Raw genomic sequence first — 20,234 nt, 5'->3', positions numbered from 1 at the left:
GTGCTCATCGAGCCGATTCGCTGCGTCGCTCGCCCGGCCCGCATGCTTCGCGCGCTCCGCCCCGCGCTCTCAGCAGATGCGCGGGAGCTGCTCGCCGGAGAGCAGATCGAGCGTGCGCCGGGTCCCGAGCCGGGTCCTCAGGACAACGCTCCCTTTCCCCTCGCCGACGACCCGACCGATGCGCGCGGCCCCCCGGCCGAGCGGGTGATCGCGCAGGCTCGCCAGGGCGCGCTCCGCCTGGGCTTCCGGCAGGAACGCGACGAGCCGACCCTCGCACGCCACGTACAGCGGGTCGAGCCCGAGGAGCTCGCACGCCCCGAGGACCGCAGGTTCCACGGGGATCTGCGCTTCCCCCACCTCGACGTGGACGCCCGCGTCGAGCGCGATCTCGTTCAATACGGCCGCGAGCCCGCCGCGGGTCGGATCCCGCAGGCAGTGGACGTCGATCCCCGCCTCGATCAGCGCCGCAGCGAGCTCGGCGACAGGCGCGCAGTCGCTCTCCACGGGCTCCTCGAACGCCAGCGCCTCACGCACGGACAGCACCGCGATCCCGTGCCGCCCCACGTCGCCGGACACGAGCACGGCATCACCCGGCCGGACCCGGCGCGGCGTGATGACCACGCCCTCGGGCACCACGCCGATACCGGCGGTGTTGATGAACAGCCCATCTCCCTTGCCCCGGTCGACCACCTTGGTGTCGCCCGTCACGAGCTCGACCCCGCACGCGTCCGCAGCGGCGCGCATCGACAGCGCGATCTGCTGGAGCTCGCCGATGGACAGCCCCTCTTCCACGATGAAGCCGGCGCTCAGGTAAGCGGGCCGGGCGCCCGTCATGGCCAGGTCGTTCACCGTGCCATAGACGGACAGCTTGCCGATGTCACCTCCGGGGAAGAAGCGCGGATGCACGACATAGGTGTCCGTGGTGAACGCGAGGGACGCGCCGCCGAGCCGCACCACCGCGCCGTCGTGGCGGGCCGAGAGCGGAGCGCTGTCGAACGCGGGCAGGAAGACGTGCTCGATGAGCTCACGCATGAGCCGCCCGCCGCCGCCGTGAGCGAGCTGGACCGTCCTCTGGCGCAGCGGCGCGGGGCAGCTCATCTCGAACCGCACGGCGGGTCCGCCCTCCGGTAACGGTAGTAGGCCGCGCACGCGCCCTCCGAGGAGACCATCGTGGCGCCCAGCGGAGTCTCCGGCGTGCAGCGCACACCGAACGCGGGGCAGTCCGGCGGCTTGATCACCCCCTGGAGCACGAGGCCGCTCTTGCAGTCGGTCGACGCCCGGGGCTCCGGGTCGCCTGCCGGCGCCCACCGCCGCTCAGCATCGTGGTCCGCGTACGGCGCCCGGAGCCCGAGCCCGCTCCCGGCGATGGGACCGATGCCTCGCCAGGTCCGGGGCACGATCTCGAAGACCTCCCGGATCATGCGCTGCGCGGCCTCGTTGCCGGCCTCACGCACCGAGCGGGCGTACTGGTTCTCCACGTCGGTGCGGCCCTCCTCGAGCTGCCGGACGCACATGAAAATGCCCTGGAGGATGTCCAGCGGCTCGAAGCCCGTGACCACGATGGGGACGCGGTGCTCGGCGGCGAGCGGACGGTAGGCGTCGATGCCCATCACCGTGCACACGTGGCCCGCGGCGAGGAACCCGTCGACGCGCCGATCCGGCGCCCTGAGGATCACCTCCATCGCGGGCGGGACGAGCACGTGCGACACGAGGAGGGAGAAGTTCCGGATGCCGCGGCGCCGCGCCTCGAACACCGCCATGGCGTTCGCGGGCGCCGTGGTCTCGAAGCCGACCGCGAAGAAGACGACCTCGCGATCCGGCAGGCGCTCGGCGAGCGCGAGCGCGTCGAGCGGCGAGTAGACGACGCGCACGTCACCGCCCCTCGACTTCACCGCGAACAGGTCGTCGGTGGAGCCGGGGACGCGCAGCATGTCGCCGAACGAGCAGAACGTGACCTCGCGGCGCGAGGCGATCTCGAGCGCACGATCGATGAGCTCGACCGGCGTGACGCACACCGGGCAGCCAGGGCCGTGCAGGAGCGTGATCTCCGGGGGCAAGAGCTCGTCCAGGCCGAAGCGGACGATGGAGTGCGTCTGACCGCCGCAGACCTCCATGATCGACCAGGGGCGAGAGACCACCCGCCGGATCGCCTCCACGTACGGCCCGACGCGCTGCGCGTCGCGGTACTCGTCGATGAACCTCATCGCGGCTCCTCCCCATCGCCCGCTGCGCCGAGCTCGTCGAGATAGGAGAGCGTCCGTCGCGCCGACGCCTCGTCGATGCGGCTGATGGCGAAGCCCGCGTGCACGATCACGTAATCGCCGGCCTCCGCCTCCGGCACGTAGGCCAGGCAGATCTCCTTGACGATCCCGCCGAAGGCGACGCGGCCGAGCCGGAGGTCGCCGCCCGTGACGCCGAGGACCCTGCCGGGGACGCCGAGGCACATCGTCACACCTCCACCACGTCCGATTCCGCGTCTGTGCCGCGCCGCGCGGCCACGAGGACCTGGCCGAGCGACAGGCCGCCGTCGCCCGGCGGGTAGAGCCTCGGCGTGAAGACCTCGACGCCCCGCGCCGCGAGGCGCTCGCGGATCGACGCGGCGAGGAGCGCGTTCTGGAAGCACCCGCCCGCGAGCACGACGCGCCCGAGGCCGCTCGCGGCAGCGAGCGCCTCGGCGACGTCCACCAGCGCCGCGTGAAAGCGGGCCGCGATGACGCCCGGCGGCACACCGTCACGCCGATCGCCCAGCACCGCGTCGATCAGCGGGCCGAAGTCGAGCACCGCCGGCATCCCGGGCGCGCCGGCGCGCAGCGGCAGCGGATAACCCGCCTGCTCACCGGCCGCCTCGGCCAGGCACTCCAGCTCCATGGCGGCCTGCCCCTCGAAGCTGGCCGCCCCGCGCAGGCCCGCGAGCGCCGCCACCCCGTCGAACAGGCGCCCCACGCTCGTCGTGCGCGGCGAGCCCGTCCCGCGCGCGAGCATGGAGAACAGCGGGCCGAGCTCGGCCTCGCGGAACCAGGCGCGCGCGTGGTCCCGGGCGCCCTCGCCGAGGAGCTCCCAGAGCAGCCCGAGCGCGGAGCGGCGCGGCTCCCTCATCGCGCGCTCGCCGCCCGGCAGCGGGAAGGAGCGGAGGTGCGCCGCGCGGCGGAAAGACGCCCCGTCCACGACCAGCGCCTCGCCGCCCCAGAGGGCGCCGTCGAGCCCGTAGCCGGCGCCGTCCCACGCGAGGCCGAGGACAGGTCCGTCGAGGCCGTGCTCGGCCACGCAGGCGGCGACGTGCGCGTGGTGGTGCTGCACCCGGACGAGCGGCGCGCGGAAGGCCGCCGCGAGCTGCTCGGCGATGCGGCTTCCGGCGTAGTCGGGGTGGAGATCGCAGGCGATGCGCTCCGGCCGCACCCGGAACAGGCGCGCGAGGTCGAGGGCCGTGCGCTCGATGAGCGCGGCGCCGTCCGCGGTGTGCGCGTCGCCGAGGTGCTGGCTGACGACCACCTGGCCGTCGAAGAAGAGCGCCGTCGTGCTCTTCAGGTGGCCGCCGAGGGCGAGGATCGGCGGGGCGGCGACCCGCAGCGGGAGAGGCAGCGGGGCGAAGCCGCGCGCGCGGCGGAGGAGCTCGACGCCAGCCGGCCCGAAGCGGGCCACGGAGTCGTCGAGGGGGCGCACGATCGGCCGGTCGTGCACGAGGAACAGGTCGGCGATGCCGCCCAGGCGCTCCAGCGCGTCCGATGTGTCGGTGCAGATAGGCTCGTCCGAGAGGTTGCCGCTCGTGCAGACGACGGGCCGGCCGACGAGCTCCAGCACCAGCCGGTGGAGCGGCGTGTAGGGGAGCAGCGCGCCCAGGCGCGGCGTGCCCGGCGCGACCGCGTCGGCGAGGGCGACCCGCGCGGCGGCGGGCGAGAGGCGCCGCAGCAGCACGATCGGCGCCTCGGGGCCGCGCAGCGCGTCCGCCTCGGCGGGAGACACACGGCAGGCGCCGCGCACGGCGTCGAGCGAGCCGAACATCACCGCGAACGGCTTGGCGTCGCGGCGCTTCCGCCGGCGCAGGAGCGCGACCGCGTCCTTCGATGTCGCGTCGACGAGCAGATGGAAACCACCGAGCCCCTTCACCGCGACCACCTTCCCCGCCAGCACCGCGGCCGCGGCCTCGCGGAGCGCGCCGTCCGGCGACCCGGAGCCCCGAAGGCCGGGCTCCATCGGGTCTCCGGCTGCGGTGACGAGCTCGACGCGCGGGCCGCATGCCGGGCAGGCGATGGGCTCCGCGTGGAAGCGCCGGTCCGAGGGATCCGCGTACTCCGCGGCGCACGCGGGGCACATCGGGAAGCGATCCATCGTGGTCCTGGCCCGGTCGTACGGGAGCCCCGAGAGGATCGTGTAGCGGGGACCGCACTGCGCGCAGCTCGTGAAGGGGTAGCGGCGGCGGCGGCCGGTCTCGCTGTCCACCTCGCTGGCGCACTGCTCGCAGACGGCGAGATCCGCGGGCACCGACGGGCGCGCCCCGCTGCCCGCCTCGCTGCCGAGGATCTGGAACGGGCCGGCGTCCTCCTCGGCCCGCTGCTCGAGCTCGATGCGCTCGACGCGCGCGGGCGCGCTGGGCTCGTGGGTCAGGTCGGCGATGAAGGCGTGCAGGCTGCGCTCCGGCCCCTGCACCTCGATCTCGACCCCGCCGGGGCGGTTCCGCACCCAGCCGCCCAGGCCGAGCGCGGACGCGCACCGGTAGACGAACGGCCGGAAGCCCACCCCCTGGACGATGCCGTACACGCGGAGCGCGAGTCGCGGCACGGCTACTCCACCTCCATGGCATCCAGGCCGAGCCCCAGGCGCCCGAGGAGCGTCGCCTGATCGCCGCCGCAGCGCGGGCAAAGCAGCACGTGATGGTCGGGCGCGTACGTGCCGCCGCACGAGAGGCAGCGCGCCTCGACGCGGTGGAGCCGCAGATCGAGGCGCGCCCCCTCGGCCGGCGTGCCGCGCGCGTGCGCCGCGAAGTGGAGCGAGAGGCTCTCCGGCGAGAGCGCCTCGGCCTCGGCCACCCAGCCGCGCACCGAGACGACCCGCGTCGCCCCCTCGGCCGCGGCGCGCTCCAGGGCGGCGGAGAGCAGCTGTCGAGCGATGGACGACTCGTGCACGGGCTCACCCTCCGAGGAACGAGAGGACGCGGGCGACAGCCCGGGGGACCGCCGCGGCCACGTCGGGCGACAGGCCGGGCTCGTCCAACGCTCGGGGCTCCGGGTCGCCTGACGGCGCCCTGTGCCCCGAACCCCGCTGATGAGGCATCATGCCGATGCTCACGCCGACGATGCGGATGTCGGGCGAGAGCCGGTCCGGCGCCGTGATGCGAGCGAGCTCGATGGCCTGCCCGACGCCGAGGCCGTGCGTCGAGACCGGGACAGGCGCACCGGCGGCGAGGTCCGAGGGCGAGAGATCGAGCACCTCCCCGGGCGGTGACGCGAGCACGGCGTCGACGACCACGACCGTCGAGGGCGTCTGGAGGAGCGAGACGAGCGCGGTCGCGTCCCTCGCCTCGACGACCTCCGCGTCGCCCGGCAGACCCCGGCGGCGCAGCGCCTCGAGCACGGCGAGCCCGGCAGCGTCGTCCCCGGCCGCGCGTTGCCCGAGGCCGATGATCCGCGCGGTCATCGCGGCGCCTCCTCGACGCGCAGGGTGAGGAAGTGCGTCGCGCAGGAGATGCAGGGGTCGTGGTTGCGCACGGCCTGCTCGGCGCGCGCGGTCGCCTCGCGGAGCGGCAGCGACGCCAAGGACGGCGACAGCGCGCAGAGGTCCTCCTCGATCGAGAGCTGGTTCTGCGACGTGGGCGGGACGATCTTGGCGTCCAGGATCGTCCCCTCGGCGTCGAGCGTGTAGCGGTGGTACAGGAAGCCGCGCGGCGCCTCGGAGCCGCCGTAGCCCTTGCCCGCGCGGACCGCGCGAGGCGCGACGAACGGCGCCGGCGGGGGCGCGTACGCCTCGATGATCCGGATCGACTCCTCGAACGCCTGAAGGATCTCCACGAGGCGCACAAGCAGGCTCCGGAACGGGTTGCGGCACGGGACGGCGAGGCCGGCGGCGCGCGCCGCGTCCTGGACCTCGGGGAGCAGGCGATCGAAGCTCAGGTTGAAGCGCGCGAGCGGGCCGCACAGATAGCTGCCACTGCCATGGATCCTCGACCTCAGCGCGGTCGACCAGGAGACGTGCTCCTCGACGAAATGGGCGTCGTAGTCGCGCACCTCGATGTCGAGCCCGCCCGAGGAGACGAGGCGCCCCTCGGCGATCGCGTACACGTCGTCGCTGCGAAGCGCGACGAACTCGTAGGGCCGCTCGAGCTCCGGGCACGGCAGCGTCGCCATCCAGGAGAGGCACGCGCGCGCGCGCTCACGCCCGGCGCGCAGCTCGGGGAGCAGGCACTCGAGGTCCGCGCGGGACGGCGCGCTGTAGAAGCCGCCGACGCGGGTGTTGACCGGGTGGATCTCGCGGCCCCCGAGGAGCGCGACGATGGCGTTCCCCGCCTTCTTGATGGCGAGGCCCTTCGCGACCCAGTCGCGGTGGTCGCGCGCCATGGCGATCGCGTCCGGGTAGCCGAGGAAGTCGGGGGCGTGCAGCAGGAAGACGTGCAGGGCGTGGCTCTCGATCCACTCGCCGCAGTAGAGGAGGCGCCTGAGCGCGCGGAGCTCCGGGCCGAGCTCGATGCCGAGCGCGTCCTCCATCGCGCGGCACGCGCTCGTGATGTACGCGACCGGGCAGATGCCGCAGATGCGGGACGTGATGTCGGGCGCCTCCGCGTAGCCCCGGCCGCGGAGGAACGCCTCGAAGAACCGCGGGGGCTCGAAGATCGAGAGGCGCGCCTCCTTCGCCCGCCCGTCCTCGAGCACGAGCGTCAGCGAACCCTCGCCCTCGACGCGGGCCAGGTAGTCGACCGCGATGGTGCGCGTCTCAGCGCTCATGCCGCTCGCTCTCCGCGCGGAACGCCGGGGCGTTCGCGTTGAAGGTGCGGTGGAGCCGCACGAGGTCGCGCTCCGGCACGCCCGCCGCCTGGAATGCGCGCGAGAGCGACTCCATGTTCGGCGCCTCCATGGGCCCGAAGCAGCCGTAGCAGCCGCGCTGGTAGGTCGGGCAGAGCGCGCCGCAGCCCGCGTGCGTCACCGGGCCGAGGCAAGGCGTGCCGGTCACCATCACGCACACGTTGCCGCGGATCTTGCACTCGACGCAGACGCTGTGGCTCGCGACATTGGGCCGGCGCCCGTGGAGAAAGGCGCTGATCACCTCCAGGAGCTGGCGCTTGTTCACCGGGCAGCCGCGCAGCTCGAAGTCGACGGGGACGTGGTCGGCTATCGCCGTGGAGGTGGCGAGGGTCTCGATGTACGCGGGAGAGGCGTACACGACCGACAAAAACTCACGTACATTCGCGAAGTTGCGCAGCGCCTGGATGCCCCCGGCCGTCGCGCAGGCGCCGATCGTGACGAGCGCCTTCGACAGCCGCCGGACCTCGCGGATCCGCTCGGCGTCGGCGGGCGTCGTGATCGACCCCTCGACCAGCGACAGGTCGAACGGCCCCGCGCGCTCGAGGCTCGTGGCCTCCTTGAAGTAGGCGATGTCGATCGCGGCGGCGAGCGACAGGAGCTCGTCCTCGAGGTCGAGGACGCTGAGCTGACAGCCGTCGCACGAGGCGAACTTCCACACGGCGAGCTTCGGCTTCGCGCTGCGCGCCATGGCGCTCACAGCTCCCGGACCGCGAGCAGCGGTCCCACGCGGTCGTAGCGGAGCACGGGGCCGTCCTTGCAGACGAAGCTCGGCCCGAGCTGGCAGCGGCCGCAGATCCCCACCGCGCACTTCATGTTCCGCTCGAGCGAGGCGTGGACGCGCTCGCCGGGGACGCCGCGGCGCTCGAGCTCGCGCGCCGTGAAGCGCATCATCACCTCCGGCCCGCAGACGAACGCGACCGCGCGGCCCGGATCGACGTCGGCGAGGCGCAGGAGGGCGGGCACGACCCCGACGTGCCCGCGCCACCCGGGGCCTGCGCGGTCCACGGTCACGAGCACCTGCAGGTCGGCTCGACGGCTCCAGCGCTCGAGCTCCCTGCGGTAGAGCAGGTCCTCGGGCCCGCGGGCGCCGTAGAGCAGCGCGACGCGGCCATAGGCGGCCCGGTGCCGGAGGATGTGGCAGAGCGCTGGCCGCAGCGGCGCCATCCCGAGCCCGCCGGCGAGGAGCAGCACGTCCGCGTCGCGCGCCTCGTCGACGGGCCACGGATTGCCGAACGGGCCGCGCAGCCCGAGCGCCATGCCCGAGCGGAGGCGCCCGAGCGCGCGCGTGACCGAGCCCGCCTCGCGGATCGTGTGCAGGAGCCGATCGGGCCGCGCGGGATCCCCGCTGATCGAGATCGCGACCTCGCCGACCCCGAAGGCGTAGAGCATGTTGAACTGGCCGGGCGCGAAGACGAGGCCACCCGGGCGGCCCGGCAGGTCGATCGTCGCCGTGAAGGTCGTCTCCGTCTCGCGGTGGACGCGCCGCACGCGCGCCGGCTCCGGCGCCCAGGGGTCTGGGGCGGAGGGCGCCGTCAGGCGACCCGCAGCCCCAGGCGGCGAGCCGGGGTTCGGCATCGCGGCGTCCGGAGCGAAGGGCAGCGGGATGTCCCGCGGCACGAACGTCATGGCTCGGCCCCGTAGACATCGAGCCGCTGCATCCGCACGCGCTCCAGCCGCGCGTAGAGCTGCCGCAGGAGGCGCAGGGACACGGCGTACCCGAGCGCGGGATCGGCGTCCGAGCACGCCCGCAGGTGCGCTGCGTCGAGCCCGATCGAGCGGACCGGCGTGACCGCCCGCGCGTCGAGCACCCATCGTCGCGGCGGGAAGAGCCAGTGCAGGCCCAGGATGTCCCCGCCCGCCAGGCTCTCGACCTGCACCGCGTCGCGGCCGGGGCGGTGGATCTCGAGCGTCACGCGCCCCTGCGCGAGCAGGTAGAGCGCGTCCGCCTCGCCTCCCTCCCGGAGGAGGAACGCCCCCTCCGGGAAGCTCCGCGCAAATGCGCCCTCGGCCAGGCGCGCGAGGTGCGCGGCCGGGAGCCCGTCCAGGAACGGATGGGCTCCGAGAAGGGGGACGAGCTCCTCGGCCTTCATCGGCGCCTATCCCTTCCCGGCGGCGACGGCGCCGTCTCCGGCCCGGATGGCGGCCGCCTCTTCGGTGATGTCGATCCCGACGGGGCACCACGTGATGCACCGGCCGCAGCCGACGCAGCCGGACGTGCCGAACTGATCGATCCACGTGGCCAGCTTGTGCGTGAGCCATTGCCTGTAGCGGGCCCGGAGCGAGGCGCGGACGCTGCCGCCGTGCAGGTACGAGTGGTCGAGGGAGAAGCACGAGTCCCAGCGCCGGAAGCGCTCGGCCGTCTCGCCGGAGTCCCGACCCATGTCCCGGCCCTCGTCGACCGGGAGGTCCGTCGCGTCCTCGATCGTGCTGCAGAAGCACGTCGGGCACGCGAGCGTGCAGCTCGTGCATCCGAGGCAACGCTCGGCCACGTCGTCCCAGCGGGGGTGCTCGAGGTTTCGATAGAGGAGCTCCTTGATGCCGTCCGTCTCGAGCTTCCTGCCCATCTGGCTCGCCGTGCGGCGCGAGACCTCGGAGGCCGCGCGGGCGTCGTCCTCGCCCGCGCGGGGCGCGCCCACGCGCGCGAGCAAGGAAGCGCCGGCGTCGCTGCCCACCTCGGCGAAGAAGCGGTGGCCACCGTCGAGGAGCTCGGTCAGCGCGAGGTCGAAGCCGCGCTCGGCGCGCGGCCCCGCCCGCATCGACACACAGAAGCACGTCCCGCCGGCCTGCCCGCACTGCACCGCGATCACGAAGAGGCCCCTGCGGCGCGCCACATAGTCGGGATCCGGATGCGGGCCGTCGACGAAGACGCGGTCCTGGACGTCGATCGCCGCGAGATCACACGCCCGCGCGCCGAGGACGGCGAGGCGCGGAGGGGCCTCGGCCTCGTCGGTCCGGGAGATGGCTCCGCCGCGCCGCCTGAGCTGCACCAGGCGCAGCCGGGGGACGAACAGGAGGTGCTTGAGCGACCGCGGCCCGACCGCGTAGCCGAACAGCGCCTCGTCCGCGCGCCTGGCGAGCCGGTAGCGGCCGGCCTCCTGCTGCTCGGTCCAGCCGGCAGGGAGCTCCTCCGCGCCCTGGATCTCGTCGTACACGATGGCCCCGCCGCGGAGCGTGGGACCGATGAGGCGGTACCCGTCCTCGCGCAGGCCCTGGAGGAGCGCGGCGATCCCCGGCCGGCCGAGCACGGCGCGATCGCCAGGATGAAAGCCGGTCTCTGCGCCGCTCATGCGGGGCCGGTGAGCACGGTCCGTGCCGCTGGGTTCGAGCAGCAGACGACCAACACGCGCACGGCGGCGGGTCCGCTTGTTGCTCCGACGCACGCACGGGCGATCGAGCGTCCGCCGGCGCATCAGCGCCGAGCGGAGGCATCCAGATCTCGATGAGGAGACACGGTGACCGCGCACGTCCTCTGGTTCGATTCATTGTCTCGCGCGGATGTCGCGTCCGCCGGCGGAAAGGGCAGCAACCTCGGGGAGCTCACGCGCGCCGGCCTGCCCGTGCCTCCGGGCTTCGTCATCAGCGCGGACGCGTACCTCGCGGCGATGGACGCCGCGGGCGTGCGAAAGCAGCTCGTCGCGCTCTTCACCGAGGCCGATCCGAGCGACCCGGCCGCGCTGCGCGCGACCTGCGCCGCGCTGCAGCGCCTCGTCCGGGCCGCGCCGCTCCCGGCAGAGATCCAGGCGGAGATCGTCGATGCCTACCGGAGGCTGGGGCTCGACACCATCGTGGCCGTCCGGTCGTCCGCCACCTCGGAGGACTCGGCATCGACCTCGTTCGCCGGCATGCACGAGACGTACACCAACGTGACCGGCGATCAAGCGTTGCTGGATCGCGTGCGCGACTGCTGGGCCTCCGCCTTCGGCGAGCGCGTGGTCAGCTATCGGAAATCCCAGCGCCTGACGGAGGAGCCCGCCCTGGCGGTCGTCGTGCAGCGCATGGTGAGCTCCGAGCGCTCCGGCGTCATCTTCACCGCGGATCCCGCCACGAAGGACACGTCACGCGTCGTCATCGAGGCGGCGTTCGGGCTCGGCGAGGTCGTGGTGGGCGGGCAGGTCGAGCCGGACACGTACACGGTCGCGAAGCGCGGGCCGCAGCTGCTGGAGGCGCGCGTCGGCCACAAGGCGTTCAAGCTGGTGCGCGCGCCGGACGGCGGAGAGCTGCGCGTGGATCTGCCGGCGGACGAGGGCGCGCGGCGCGTGCTCAAGGACGACGAGGTGCTCGAGCTCGCGCGCCTCGCGCTGCAGGTCGAAGGGCATTACGACGCTCCCCAGGACATCGAGTGGGCTGTCGAGGGCGGGGCGACGTACCTGGTGCAGACCCGCCCGATCACCACGCTGGGCGCGCCGCACCCCGCCCCCGGAGAGCTCCTTGTCTCGGGGCTCGGCGCGTCCCCGGGCACGGCCTCCGGGACGGTGCGCGTGCTCCGCTCGCCGGAGGAGGGGCAACGGCTGAAGGCCGGGGAGGTCCTCGTGGCGCCCATGACGTCGCCCGACTGGGTGCCCGCCATCCGGCGCGCGGCGGCCCTCGTCACGGACAGCGGCGGGATGACCTGCCACGCCGCGATCGTCAGCCGCGAGCTCCGCATCCCCTGTGTCGTGGGCACGCGCGCCGCCACGCGGACCCTGCGGGACGGCGAGATCGTCACCGTCGACGGCGCGCACGGCAAGGTCCTCGAAGGGGCCCGGCCCGCCGCGGAGGCGCCCAGGGCCGCTCCGGACGGGGCGCCCGCGGATGCGGGAGCCGGGCCCGCCGCGAAGGCCGAGGCGCCGGCCGAGCGCGTGCCGGCCGCCGCCGGCTCGCGCGCGGCTTTGCCGGCGGTGCTCGGCACGCGGCTCTACGTGAACCTGGCGATCGCCGAGCGCGCCGAGGAGGTGGCCGCGTTGCCCGTCGACGGCGTGGGGCTGCTCCGGGCCGAGTTCATGCTGCTCGACGCGCTCGGCGGCGTGCATCCGAAGGCCCTGATCGCGTCGGGCGGCCGCGACGAGTTCCTCCAGAAGATGTCGGCCTCGCTGCTCCGCATCACCCGCGCCTTCCAGCCCCGTCCGGTCATCTACCGGACCTACGATTTCCGCACCAACGAGTTCCGCGGGCTCAAGGGGGGTGAGCAATTCGAGCCCGCCGAGGAGAACCCGATGATCGGATACCGCGGCTGCTACCGGTACGTCCGCGAGCCCGAGCTGTTCGCGCTCGAGCTCGAGGTGCTCGCCCGCGTCCGCGAGGAGACGCCGAACCTGCATGTCATGATCCCGTTCGTCCGCACGCGCTGGGAGCTCGCGGCCTGCCTGGAGCTCGTCGATCGGAGCCCGCTCGGCCGCCAGCGCGGGCTGCACCGATGGGTCATGGCGGAGGTGCCTTCCGTCGCGTTCTGGATCCCGGAGTACGCGCGCATGGGCATCGACGGCGTCTCGATCGGCTCGAACGATCTGACCCAGCTCATGCTCGGGGTGGACCGCGACTCCGCGGTGTGCGCCGAGCTGTTCGACGAGTCCGACGCGGCGGTGCTCGACGCCATCGGGCGGATCATCCAGGCGTGCAGGGCGGCCGGGATCACCTCGTCGCTCTGCGGCCAGGCGCCGTCGAACCGCCCCGAGTTCGCCGAGCACCTCGTGCGGCTCGGCATCACCTCGATCTCGGTGAACCCGGACGCCGAGCCCGCGGCGCGCCAGGTCATCGCGGCGGCCGAGCGGCGGCTCTTGCTCGACGCGGCGCGGCGGCCGTGACGGCGGCGACGAGCCCTGCTCGCTACCCGCCGCCTCGAGACCGCGCCTTCTCCGCGGCGCGCAGCGCCTCGCGCTGCGGCTCGGTCAGCTGCGGGAACGAATAGGTGAGCCAGCACAGCGCGGCGATGGCGGTGCCGTACTTGTTCTGTACCTGGCGCGAGGCGATCGCCGGCTCGGCGTACTCGAGGTCGACCTGCGCGGCGCAATAGCGGCGCAGCGCTATTCCCTCCAGCTCGCGACGGAGCGTGCTTGCGGCCGTGGCGGCGTCGTCGTGCCCCTCGTACTCGGCGGCGAACCCGCCGAGACAGGCGCCCGTCGACCGATCGCGGACGCGCACGCGGCCCAGCCCCGCCGTGACGGTCTCGCCGACCTTCCCGTTCACGGAGGCCATGATCACCTCCATCACCGCACCGTGGCGGAAGTGGGGCTTTGCGACCTCGATGGGGATCTCGTACGCCTCCGGCGGGATCACCGAGCTGCAGAGGACGACATTGAAGTTCTCGATCCCGCCCATCGCCAGGGCCAGATCGAACGACCCCGTATGCCATGGATCGAGCCCACCGCCGAAGTCGGTGTCTCCGTATCCCGAAGTGACGAAATAGGCCAGCGGCACGCGGGTGAGGTAATCTGGTTCTCGCTGCATCGGCCTCGCCTCCGGGACGTCCAGGTTCCGCGCGGCACGTCCCGGCGTTTGCTCGCGAGATCCGTGGTGCTCGCGCGCGTGCCCGGGCACGCGCCCCGGCAGCATGAGATGCCGGCGCTGCCCCCCGCGTCTCCGGCGCCCGCGAGGACCACGGCGACGGACTCGCGCTGTCCTCGCTGCCCGGCGCGACGAGCGGAGCGCTGGCTGGAGCGCGCGGGAGCGGTCAAGATGGCGCGGGTCCCCTCATCGCAGGAGCGCCTCATGACCGCACCGGAATCTGGTTTTGGCGCCGAGCTCGAGCCCTTCGCCGGGATAACGTCGTTCATGCGCCTTCCGGTCACACGCGACCTGACCGGCGTGGACGTGGCCGTCGTCGGCGTACCGTACGACGGCGGCACGTCCTACCGCAGCGGCGCGCGCCTCGGGCCGCGACGGATCCGCGAGGCGTCCGTGATGCTGTGGGGGTACAACAACGCCCTCGCGGTCAAGCCGCTCGACGTGCTCAAGGTGGTGGACTACGGCGACGTGAACGTCATTCCTCCATCCATCACCGAGTCGATGGCCAACATCGAGGCCAGAGCCGACGCCGTGCTGGCAGCGGGAGCGAGGGTGCTGGCCCTCGGCGGTGATCACTCGGTCAGCCTGCCGCTGATGCGCGCTCACGCCAGGAAGTTCGGCCCGCTCGGGGTCCTGCACGTCGACGCGCACCCGGACACCTGGCACCGCGAGTTCGACGAGCAGCCCTACAGCCACGGCACCTCGTTCCGCCGCGCCATCGAGGAGAAGATCATCGATCCTTCGCGCTACGTCCAGGTGGGGCTGCGCGGTCCGACGCCCGAGGCGGTGGACTGGCAGTGGGCGCGCGAGCGCGGCGTGCGCGCGATCACGATGGATGACGTCGCGGAGCTCGGCCTGCCCGCTGCCATCCGGACGATCCGAGAGGCCCTCCGCGGCCCGATCTACGTCTCGCTCGACATCGACGTCGCCGACCCGGCCTTCGCGCCCGGCACCGGCACGCCGGAGGTGGGCGGCTTCACCAGCCAGCAGCTGCTGCAGATCGTGCGAGGGCTGCGCGGGGTCGAGCTCCTGGGGTGCGATGTCGTGGAGGTGTGCCCGCCGTACGATCATGGGGATATCACCTCGATCCTGGCCGCCAACCTGGCGTTCGAGCTGCTGTCGCTGATGGCCGTGCGGCGGGCCCGGCGGTCCTGAAGGCGACGTCGAGCCCGGATCGGCGGGCTTCGCGCTCGAGCGCGTGAGACCGTCCTGGTCTGCGATCCGGCGAGGAGAGCGAACGCGAGCGTTCAGTCCCGGAAGCCGCGCCCGTTGTGCGGTACGTGGAGACGCCTGCCGCGCGGGGCGGCGGCGCTGCCGTCGCTCGGCGGCGGGGGCACGGCGGTCTCTTGCTCCGGGAACGCGCCTGGCTGCGCCAGATCTTCGATGAACGCGTCGATCTGCTCGGCGGTCACGTGCTCCATCGCGTAGATAGGGTTGTACGTCCGCTTCTCGCCATCCACGTAGAGCGTCTCGACCGCCAGCGTGTACTTGAATTCCAGCGCGGCGTTCACGGCCTTGAAGCGGATCGCCAGCGAAAGATGGGCACGCCAGCGCGCTCGCCACAGCGCGGCGTAGTAGTCGAGCACGGCGCGCTCTATCCACTTGACGTTCGTCGTGACCCTGCTGCCGCGGAACGGATCGCCGATGTTGTTCACGGCGCACGGGTCCGCGACGGGAGGAGTGGGTGGCGGACCGTACGCAGGCTCGACCGCCGAGCTCGGGGCCGGTTCATCGCCGGGGCCGGCCTCCGCGCCAGCCGGCGTCCTCCCCGTTTCATGGTCTGCGCTCATGCCCGCTCCACCCGCGCGGGGGGCCTCGGGGGCCATCGAGAGCACCGCTTCAGCGAGCCTGGCTCCGCCCAGGCTCATCCACCCGGCGGTTGAACTCCTGATTCTCGATGTCCGCCTCGGCGTCCGCCTTGGTCTGCTGGACCCGACCGTGGAGGTGGTTCGGCGGCGAGTAGATCGTGTAGATCTTCAGCGGCGTCGAGCCGTCGTTGACGAAGTTGTGGCGCACCCCGGAAGCCAGGAACACCACGTCTCCCTGCCGGAAAGGCGTCTCGACGCCGCGGATGACGGCGCGGCCGGTGCCCTCCGCGCAGAACAGAATCTGCTCCACCCTCCGGTGCTCCTCCTCGCCGATGTCGCCGCCCGGGGGGATGCTCATGAGCACGATCTGCATCGTCGCGCCGGTGAAGACGACCCGTCGATACGCCGTGTTGCTGCGCGCAGCTTTCAGGATGTCCGCGTGGTAGATGCTGCCGCTCGTCGCGGGCACGGCGGGAGGCGAGGCCGCCTGGCGGTGGGCGCACGCCGTGAGGCCGACGACCATCAGCCCTGCAACGAGAAGGCTCCTCGTCCCTTGTGCATCGAACATAACCCCTCCCTCTCGGCGACGCCAACTTGCGTGCAGCTCGGGATCGGCGGGTGGCAGCGGCACAGGCCGACACCCGGAGCGCTCATGGGCGGCCTGAAGGCGGCCGTCCTTCGCAACGCGGCGCTTCCTCTTCGTGGAATGTAGTTCGACCGGCCGCGTCCGCCAGCCGGGCGGGATCGGCGAGACCGTCGCGAGCGGGAAGGGGATCGGGAAGAAGACGTAGAAAAAGAACGGGACGATCTCCGCGACAGCGCCGCGGGCGTACGATGCGCGCGCGGTGCGAGGGGGGATGGCCCCGCTGCGCGAGCGCGTCGCAGCTGTGTGAGTCCCGTGGCCCAGATCCCTCTCCCGGAGGACCCGCGGGTGCACCACGTTCGCGACGGAAGCAGACGATCCCGCCAGCGACGGGCCCGGGCTCACCTCGGGCGTCATCACGACACTCGGATGGGGAGGGAATCATGAAGAAATCCATGGCGATGCTCATGGTGGGCATTTCTGCGGTGGTGCTCCAGGGGAACGCCGCCGCGAAGATCGACGAACCGGAGATGACGGACGTGGACAGCGAAGCGCTGACGGCGGAAAGCCCGGGTCTCGAGCTGTGCCTCAAGCGGTGCAGCGAGGTGAACTACTGTAGATTTCCTGGCCCTCCCCCTCATTCCCCCTTCAGCAATCCGGCTGTTCTTGCAGCCTATCGGGTCGCTCTTGTGGCCTATCGGGAGTGCGTGAACCGCAGGAATCAGTGCGAGGTGCACTGCTACAACATTTATAGCTGAAGTGCGTCCTGGGGTGCGCGGGGCCCGCCAGACCGCCGACGAGGCGTATCTCGTCGCCGATCCGCCTTCTCCCGGTGCACCCCGCGGAGGCCGAGCATCTCGTACGCGTGGGTCTGCGCACCGAGCTGCCCGGCGGGAACAGCGATGCCGACGTGATCGATGAGCAGAGAACCGGGGCTCTGGTCGTGCATGCGTCCTCCTTGCTCCACGTCGCTCGATCGCCGGGCTCGCGGCCCGGCGATGTCGTCTCGTCGATGAGGGACTCGCCGGCCAAAACCACCGCGGCACGACTGATGCGCCGGCGCGAAGAGCAGGTGATTCTTGCCCAGGTGTCCGGCAGGGAGCGAGCGATCTCCGGCTGATCACGATGGTCGTCCCGGTGATCATCACGCGCGGATCTCGGTCGTCCCGGTGTGCAGGTCCCAGTGAGACCGGCTCTCACACCGGCTCCGCTCGGATCGACAGGCGTTCATCGTCGACTTCTCCAGGATGGTGCCGTGCTTGTTCTGTACCTGGCGCGATGCGATCGCCGGCTCGTCGAACTCGAGGGCGACCGTGCGTGCCGGGCTCCGGCCGGTGGACCGCTTCTTGCTGAGACCCGCGGAGCACGGGAGAAGGCGCACCATGCAGCAAACGGTCACGGACTGGCAAACACGCTTCGCCGACAAGATCACGACCGCCGAGCAAGCGATCCGCGCGATCCCGCGGGGGCGCCGCATCCTCGTCGGCTCGGGCGCCGCTGAGCCGAGCGATCTCGTGAACGCGATGGTCGAGTCCGGCGACCACCTCGCCGACAACGAGATCGTCCACCTGATGACCGAGGGCCCCGCGCCCTACGTCCGCCCCGGTCTCGAGCGGCGCTTCCGTCACACGGCGTTCTTCATCGGCCAGAACGTCCGCGAGGCGATCCACGAAGGGCGCGCCGACTTCATGCCGGTCTTCCTCTCCGAGATCCCGGCTCTGATCCTGTCGCGCCGGGTGCGCATCGACGTGGCCCTCATCCAGGTGAGCCCCCCGGACGCCCACGGCTTCGTCAGCCTCGGCGTCTCCGTCGATATCGTCCGCGCCGCCGTCGACGCGGCCGATCTCGTCCTCGCCGAGGTCAACCCGCGAATGCCTCGCACCCACGGAGACTCGTTCTTGCACGTGGACCGGATCACCCACCTCATCCCGGTCGACCGGGAGTTGCCCGCGCGCGAGGCCGAGCCGCTCGACGAGATCGACCGCGCGATCGGCCGCCACGTGGCGTCGCTCGTGCCCGACGGCGCCACGCTCCAGACGGGCATCGGCAAGATCCCGAACGCCGTCCTCGCCGCGCTCGGCGACAGGAACGATCTCGGCGTCCACACCGAGATGCTCTCGGACGGCATGATGGATCTCGTCGAGCGCGGCGTGATCACGAGCCGCAGGAAGACCCTCCTGCCGGGCAAGCTCGTGACGTCGTTCCTCCTCGGGAGCCGAGCCCTCTACGAGTGGGCCCACGACAACCCCGTCATCGAGATGCGCGGGTCCGCCTTCACCAACGATCCGCTGACGATCGCCAGGAACGACAGGATGGTCGCCATCAACGCGGCCCTCGCCGTCGACCTGACCGGCCAGGTCGCCGCCGACACGCTGATGGGCCGCTTCTTCTCCGGCATCGGCGGTCAGGTCGACTTCATCCGGGGCGCTGCCCGGAGCCACGGCGGCAAGCCCATCGTCGCGCTCCGATCCACCGCGAAGGACGGCAAGATCAGCCGGATCCAGCCGGCGTTCGAGCAGGGCGCCGGCATCGTTACGAGCCGCGGGGACGTGCACTACGTGGTGACGGAGCACGGCGTCGCCGATCTCTGGGGCCGGAACATCCGGCAGCGCGCGCTCGCGCTCATCGAGATCGCCCACCCCGACCACCGCGCCGACCTGCTCGCCGCGGCCAAGCAGCGCCGCTACGTGTTCATCGATCAGGTCATCTCGCGCGCGGATTACCCCTGGCAGGAGACGCGCGCCGCGCGCCTGCCGTCGGGAGAGGAGCTGCTCTGCCGGCCGGTCCGGCTCTCCGACGAGGCCGCGCTCCAGGACCTCTTCTATCGCCTCTCGGACGAGAGCACCTACCGCCGCTTCATGAGCCACAAGCGGGAGCATCCTCACGAGGAGATGCAGCAGCTCGTGAACTTCGATTACGATCAGAACATGGCCATCTTGGCCTGCGCCGGCCCGGAGCACGAGACCCTCATCGGGATGGCCCGGTACGACGTCGATCCGAGGAACAACCTGGCCGACGTCGCCTTCGTCGTCCGCGACGAGTGGCAGGGCAAGGGCGTCGGCACCCTGCTCATGCGGCGGATGGCGGAGGTCGCGAGAGCCCGGGGGATCTCGGGCTTCGAGGCGGACGTCCTGCTCACCAACAAGGCGATGATGCGGGTGCTCGAGAAGAGCGGCCTGCGCCTCTGCCTCGATCTCCAGGCCGGCGTTTACCATGTCACCGCCCACTTCGAGGCGTCCGCCGCCGGCGCGCCGGTGGCCGGCCCGAGCAGCTCCGGACCGCGCCAGGCGTGACTCGCCACGCTGCCCGGCCTCCTCGTGGGTGGCGTGCTGCCGCAGCGCCCGAATGAGCTTCTCCCGTTGCGCACGCGCGCACGGCTTGCACGCGGCGTCCGAGCCGGGCGGGGGAGCCGAGGTTGGCCACCGCTCGATCGAGCTCAGCTGCAAGTGCCGACGCGTCCTTCGTACCTCCCGTGCTCAAGGTAATGAGTCAGCCCTGCGCGATAGTTCTTCGCCCCAAAGCTCATTCGCAGATCGCTGTAGCGATTCAGGTAGCACATTACATTGAAGTCAGGATGGCTGGCCCGGCCCTCGGAAATTCCATAATTGTGCCAGTGCTCCACCGCCGCCGCGCAGTTGTTCTTGCCCAGAGCCATTTGCAAGTCACCGTGAGCATCGAGATAGTGCCGCACATCGAAGACCGGGGAGCTGCGCCGGCATTCATTGATTCCGTAGCTGAGCCAGTGGGCCTTCAGCGCGTCGTGGTTGTAGCCAAATGCTCGATACAGGTCCGGATAGTGGTCGACGTAGTAAACCGCATCGAATACTGGCCATTCCGTTCTCCAGTCGCCCGCCCGCGCGGTCGTCGTCGCGAGCGTCAAGGCGGAGGCCAACGGCAGCATGAAAACGGCGATCTTCAACATGGGAATGCCCTTTCTACGGGATTGAGAAGCGCCTGAAATACCAGCGTCGTGGATGACAGCGGCGTATCGGCCGGATTGATGACCCGCCGCGGCCGGCGCCGCACGCACGATCCTTCATACCGACCAGGTTGGATGTCGAGACCGGTACGCGGCAAGCCCCTCGGACTGTGCTGGGTGAGACGCATCGCCAGGCGAATCCGGCGCGGGCGTCGGTCCGGCGCTCGCCGCGTCAGCCTGCATTGCTGGAGGACGACGATGAACCACAAGCTCACCACGATGGCGGTGGTCGCCGTGCGGCGCCGTCGCGCCGCTCGTCATCAGGATGTCCGTCGATATCGACAGCAGTCGTGTAGGCAGGCGAGGCCCAGGCACGGGAGCGGGCCGCCGGCCTCCCTCACGTAGGGTTGTGATGATTTGGCGTCCGGTTGACG

21 protein-coding genes are annotated in these 20,234 nt (G+C 72.0%); 5 read left to right on the top strand and 16 right to left on the bottom strand.

The window, feature by feature from the left end; all coding sequences use genetic code 11:
• Window positions 1–69 precede the first annotated feature (69 nt).
• The 11 genes from hypE to WMF11_RS26080 are packed head-to-tail and all read right to left on the bottom strand — an operon-like array spanning window position 70 to window position 10,297.
• The gene (gene hypE, locus WMF11_RS26130) at window positions 70–1,098 is read right to left on the bottom strand and encodes a hydrogenase expression/formation protein HypE (protein ID WP_437979349.1); all 1,029 of its coding nucleotides are present in this window, start codon (window positions 1,096–1,098) and stop codon (window positions 70–72) included.
• Window positions 1,095–2,204 carry a hydrogenase formation protein HypD gene (gene hypD / locus WMF11_RS26125; RefSeq protein WP_437972638.1) on the bottom strand — a complete coding sequence of 370 codons (1,110 nt, stop codon included), beginning with the start codon at window positions 2,202–2,204 and terminating at the stop codon, window positions 1,095–1,097. Before hypD ends, hypE begins: the two co-directional genes overlap by 4 nt.
• The gene (locus WMF11_RS26120) at window positions 2,201–2,446 is read right to left on the bottom strand and encodes a HypC/HybG/HupF family hydrogenase formation chaperone (protein ID WP_437911028.1); all 246 of its coding nucleotides are present in this window, start codon (window positions 2,444–2,446) and stop codon (window positions 2,201–2,203) included. The genes hypD and WMF11_RS26120 overlap by 4 nt, the downstream gene beginning before the upstream one ends.
• Before the next feature lie 2 nt (window positions 2,447–2,448).
• Entirely contained in the window at window positions 2,449–4,776 is a 2,328-nt protein-coding gene (gene hypF, locus WMF11_RS26115; protein ID WP_437972637.1) for a carbamoyltransferase HypF, read from the bottom strand.
• A 2-nt stretch (window positions 4,777–4,778) separates the two neighbouring features.
• A complete protein-coding gene (locus tag WMF11_RS26110) occupies window positions 4,779–5,120 on the bottom strand; it encodes a hydrogenase maturation nickel metallochaperone HypA (RefSeq protein ID WP_437902008.1) in 342 nt (113 codons plus the stop codon).
• Window positions 5,121–5,124: 4 nt separating this feature from the next.
• Window positions 5,125–5,631: a hydrogenase maturation protease gene (locus WMF11_RS26105; RefSeq protein WP_437902006.1), complete on the bottom strand. Its 507-nt coding sequence runs from the start codon at window positions 5,629–5,631 to the stop codon at window positions 5,125–5,127.
• Window positions 5,628–6,932, bottom strand: a complete 1,305-nt coding sequence (locus WMF11_RS26100; RefSeq protein ID WP_437972636.1) for a Ni/Fe hydrogenase subunit alpha — start codon at window positions 6,930–6,932, stop codon at window positions 5,628–5,630. Before WMF11_RS26100 ends, WMF11_RS26105 begins: the two co-directional genes overlap by 4 nt.
• Window positions 6,922–7,698 carry an oxidoreductase gene (locus tag WMF11_RS26095; protein ID WP_437972635.1) on the bottom strand — a complete coding sequence of 259 codons (777 nt, stop codon included), beginning with the start codon at window positions 7,696–7,698 and terminating at the stop codon, window positions 6,922–6,924. The genes WMF11_RS26100 and WMF11_RS26095 overlap by 11 nt, the downstream gene beginning before the upstream one ends.
• 5 nt (window positions 7,699–7,703) lie before the next feature.
• Window positions 7,704–8,636, bottom strand: a complete 933-nt coding sequence (locus tag WMF11_RS26090; protein WP_437972634.1) for an FAD/NAD(P)-binding protein — start codon at window positions 8,634–8,636, stop codon at window positions 7,704–7,706.
• Window positions 8,633–9,100 carry a cyclic nucleotide-binding domain-containing protein gene (locus WMF11_RS26085; RefSeq protein ID WP_437972633.1) on the bottom strand — a complete coding sequence of 156 codons (468 nt, stop codon included), beginning with the start codon at window positions 9,098–9,100 and terminating at the stop codon, window positions 8,633–8,635. Before WMF11_RS26085 ends, WMF11_RS26090 begins: the two co-directional genes overlap by 4 nt.
• Before the next feature lie 6 nt (window positions 9,101–9,106).
• Window positions 9,107–10,297, bottom strand: coding sequence for a 4Fe-4S dicluster domain-containing protein (locus WMF11_RS26080; protein WP_437972632.1), 1,191 nt, complete (start codon window positions 10,295–10,297; stop codon window positions 9,107–9,109).
• Window positions 10,298–10,462: 165 nt separating this feature from the next.
• On the opposite strand from WMF11_RS26080, the gene ppsA reads away from it, so the two are divergent.
• The gene (ppsA, locus tag WMF11_RS26075) at window positions 10,463–12,790 is read left to right on the top strand and encodes a phosphoenolpyruvate synthase (RefSeq protein ID WP_437972631.1); all 2,328 of its coding nucleotides are present in this window, start codon (window positions 10,463–10,465) and stop codon (window positions 12,788–12,790) included.
• Between the two features lie 22 nt (window positions 12,791–12,812).
• On the opposite strand, the gene WMF11_RS26070 is transcribed toward ppsA, so the two are convergent.
• Entirely contained in the window at window positions 12,813–13,433 is a 621-nt protein-coding gene (locus WMF11_RS26070; protein ID WP_437972630.1) for a pyruvoyl-dependent arginine decarboxylase, read from the bottom strand.
• A gap of 261 nt (window positions 13,434–13,694) precedes the next feature.
• On the opposite strand from WMF11_RS26070, the gene speB reads away from it, so the two are divergent.
• Window positions 13,695–14,645, top strand: coding sequence for an agmatinase (gene speB, locus WMF11_RS26065; RefSeq protein WP_437972629.1), 951 nt, complete (start codon window positions 13,695–13,697; stop codon window positions 14,643–14,645).
• A gap of 92 nt (window positions 14,646–14,737) precedes the next feature.
• Here speB and WMF11_RS26060 read toward each other — a convergent pair whose 3' ends face one another.
• Complete coding sequence (locus WMF11_RS26060) at window positions 14,738–15,280, bottom strand: hypothetical protein (RefSeq protein WP_437972628.1); 543 nt, start codon at window positions 15,278–15,280, stop codon at window positions 14,738–14,740.
• Between the two features lie 49 nt (window positions 15,281–15,329).
• On the bottom strand, window positions 15,330–15,866 hold the full coding sequence (locus WMF11_RS26055) for a cupin domain-containing protein (RefSeq protein ID WP_437972627.1): 537 nt from the start codon (window positions 15,864–15,866) through the stop codon (window positions 15,330–15,332).
• A 458-nt stretch (window positions 15,867–16,324) separates the two neighbouring features.
• Between WMF11_RS26055 and WMF11_RS26050 the strand changes: the two genes are divergently transcribed.
• Entirely contained in the window at window positions 16,325–16,639 is a 315-nt protein-coding gene (locus tag WMF11_RS26050) for a hypothetical protein (protein WP_437972626.1), read from the top strand.
• Window positions 16,640–16,746: 107 nt separating this feature from the next.
• The gene (locus WMF11_RS26045) at window positions 16,747–17,001 is read left to right on the top strand and encodes a hypothetical protein (RefSeq protein ID WP_437972625.1); all 255 of its coding nucleotides are present in this window, start codon (window positions 16,747–16,749) and stop codon (window positions 16,999–17,001) included.
• 24 nt (window positions 17,002–17,025) lie between these two features.
• On the opposite strand, the gene WMF11_RS26040 is transcribed toward WMF11_RS26045, so the two are convergent.
• Window positions 17,026–17,265, bottom strand: a complete 240-nt coding sequence (locus tag WMF11_RS26040) for a hypothetical protein (RefSeq protein WP_437972624.1) — start codon at window positions 17,263–17,265, stop codon at window positions 17,026–17,028.
• Between WMF11_RS26040 and WMF11_RS26035 the strand changes: the two genes are divergently transcribed.
• The gene (locus WMF11_RS26035; protein WP_437972623.1) at window positions 17,264–19,174 is read left to right on the top strand and encodes a GNAT family N-acetyltransferase; all 1,911 of its coding nucleotides are present in this window, start codon (window positions 17,264–17,266) and stop codon (window positions 19,172–19,174) included. The two genes, WMF11_RS26040 and WMF11_RS26035, sit on opposite strands and share 2 nt — an antisense overlap.
• Window positions 19,175–19,317: 143 nt before the next feature.
• On the opposite strand, the gene WMF11_RS26030 is transcribed toward WMF11_RS26035, so the two are convergent.
• Entirely contained in the window at window positions 19,318–19,803 is a 486-nt protein-coding gene (locus WMF11_RS26030; RefSeq protein WP_437972622.1) for a hypothetical protein, read from the bottom strand.
• Window positions 19,804–20,234: the final 431 nt, after the last annotated feature.

The organism is Sorangium sp. So ce295 (assembly GCF_051527405.1).
GTDB lineage: Bacteria > Myxococcota_A > Polyangia > Polyangiales > Polyangiaceae > Sorangium > Sorangium cellulosum_B.
Note: the sequence above shows the minus strand (reverse complement) of the source record. Positions and strands in the feature narration are given on the sequence as shown.

Coding starts and splice junctions, on each gene's coding strand:
- WMF11_RS26100 (WP_437972636.1), bottom strand. CDS start 6,932: ATGAGCGCTGAGACGCGCACCATCGCGGTCGACTACCTGGCCCGCGTC.
- WMF11_RS26105 (WP_437902006.1), bottom strand. CDS start 5,631: ATGACCGCGCGGATCATCGGCCTCGGGCAACGCGCGGCCGGGGACGAC.
- hypE (WP_437979349.1), bottom strand. CDS start 1,098: ATGAGCTGCCCCGCGCCGCTGCGCCAGAGGACGGTCCAGCTCGCTCAC.
- WMF11_RS26090 (WP_437972634.1), bottom strand. CDS start 8,636: ATGACGTTCGTGCCGCGGGACATCCCGCTGCCCTTCGCTCCGGACGCC.
- WMF11_RS26095 (WP_437972635.1), bottom strand. CDS start 7,698: ATGGCGCGCAGCGCGAAGCCGAAGCTCGCCGTGTGGAAGTTCGCCTCG.
- WMF11_RS26030 (WP_437972622.1), bottom strand. CDS start 19,803: ATGTTGAAGATCGCCGTTTTCATGCTGCCGTTGGCCTCCGCCTTGACG.
- WMF11_RS26050 (WP_437972626.1), top strand. CDS start 16,325: ATGAAGAAATCCATGGCGATGCTCATGGTGGGCATTTCTGCGGTGGTG.
- WMF11_RS26070 (WP_437972630.1), bottom strand. CDS start 13,433: ATGCAGCGAGAACCAGATTACCTCACCCGCGTGCCGCTGGCCTATTTC.
- hypD (WP_437972638.1), bottom strand. CDS start 2,204: ATGAGGTTCATCGACGAGTACCGCGACGCGCAGCGCGTCGGGCCGTAC.
- WMF11_RS26080 (WP_437972632.1), bottom strand. CDS start 10,297: ATGAGCGGCGCAGAGACCGGCTTTCATCCTGGCGATCGCGCCGTGCTC.
- WMF11_RS26035 (WP_437972623.1), top strand. CDS start 17,264: ATGCAGCAAACGGTCACGGACTGGCAAACACGCTTCGCCGACAAGATC.
- WMF11_RS26040 (WP_437972624.1), bottom strand. CDS start 17,265: ATGGTGCGCCTTCTCCCGTGCTCCGCGGGTCTCAGCAAGAAGCGGTCC.
- WMF11_RS26120 (WP_437911028.1), bottom strand. CDS start 2,446: ATGTGCCTCGGCGTCCCCGGCAGGGTCCTCGGCGTCACGGGCGGCGAC.
- WMF11_RS26085 (WP_437972633.1), bottom strand. CDS start 9,100: ATGAAGGCCGAGGAGCTCGTCCCCCTTCTCGGAGCCCATCCGTTCCTG.
- WMF11_RS26060 (WP_437972628.1), bottom strand. CDS start 15,280: ATGAGCGCAGACCATGAAACGGGGAGGACGCCGGCTGGCGCGGAGGCC.
- WMF11_RS26055 (WP_437972627.1), bottom strand. CDS start 15,866: ATGTTCGATGCACAAGGGACGAGGAGCCTTCTCGTTGCAGGGCTGATG.
- speB (WP_437972629.1), top strand. CDS start 13,695: ATGACCGCACCGGAATCTGGTTTTGGCGCCGAGCTCGAGCCCTTCGCC.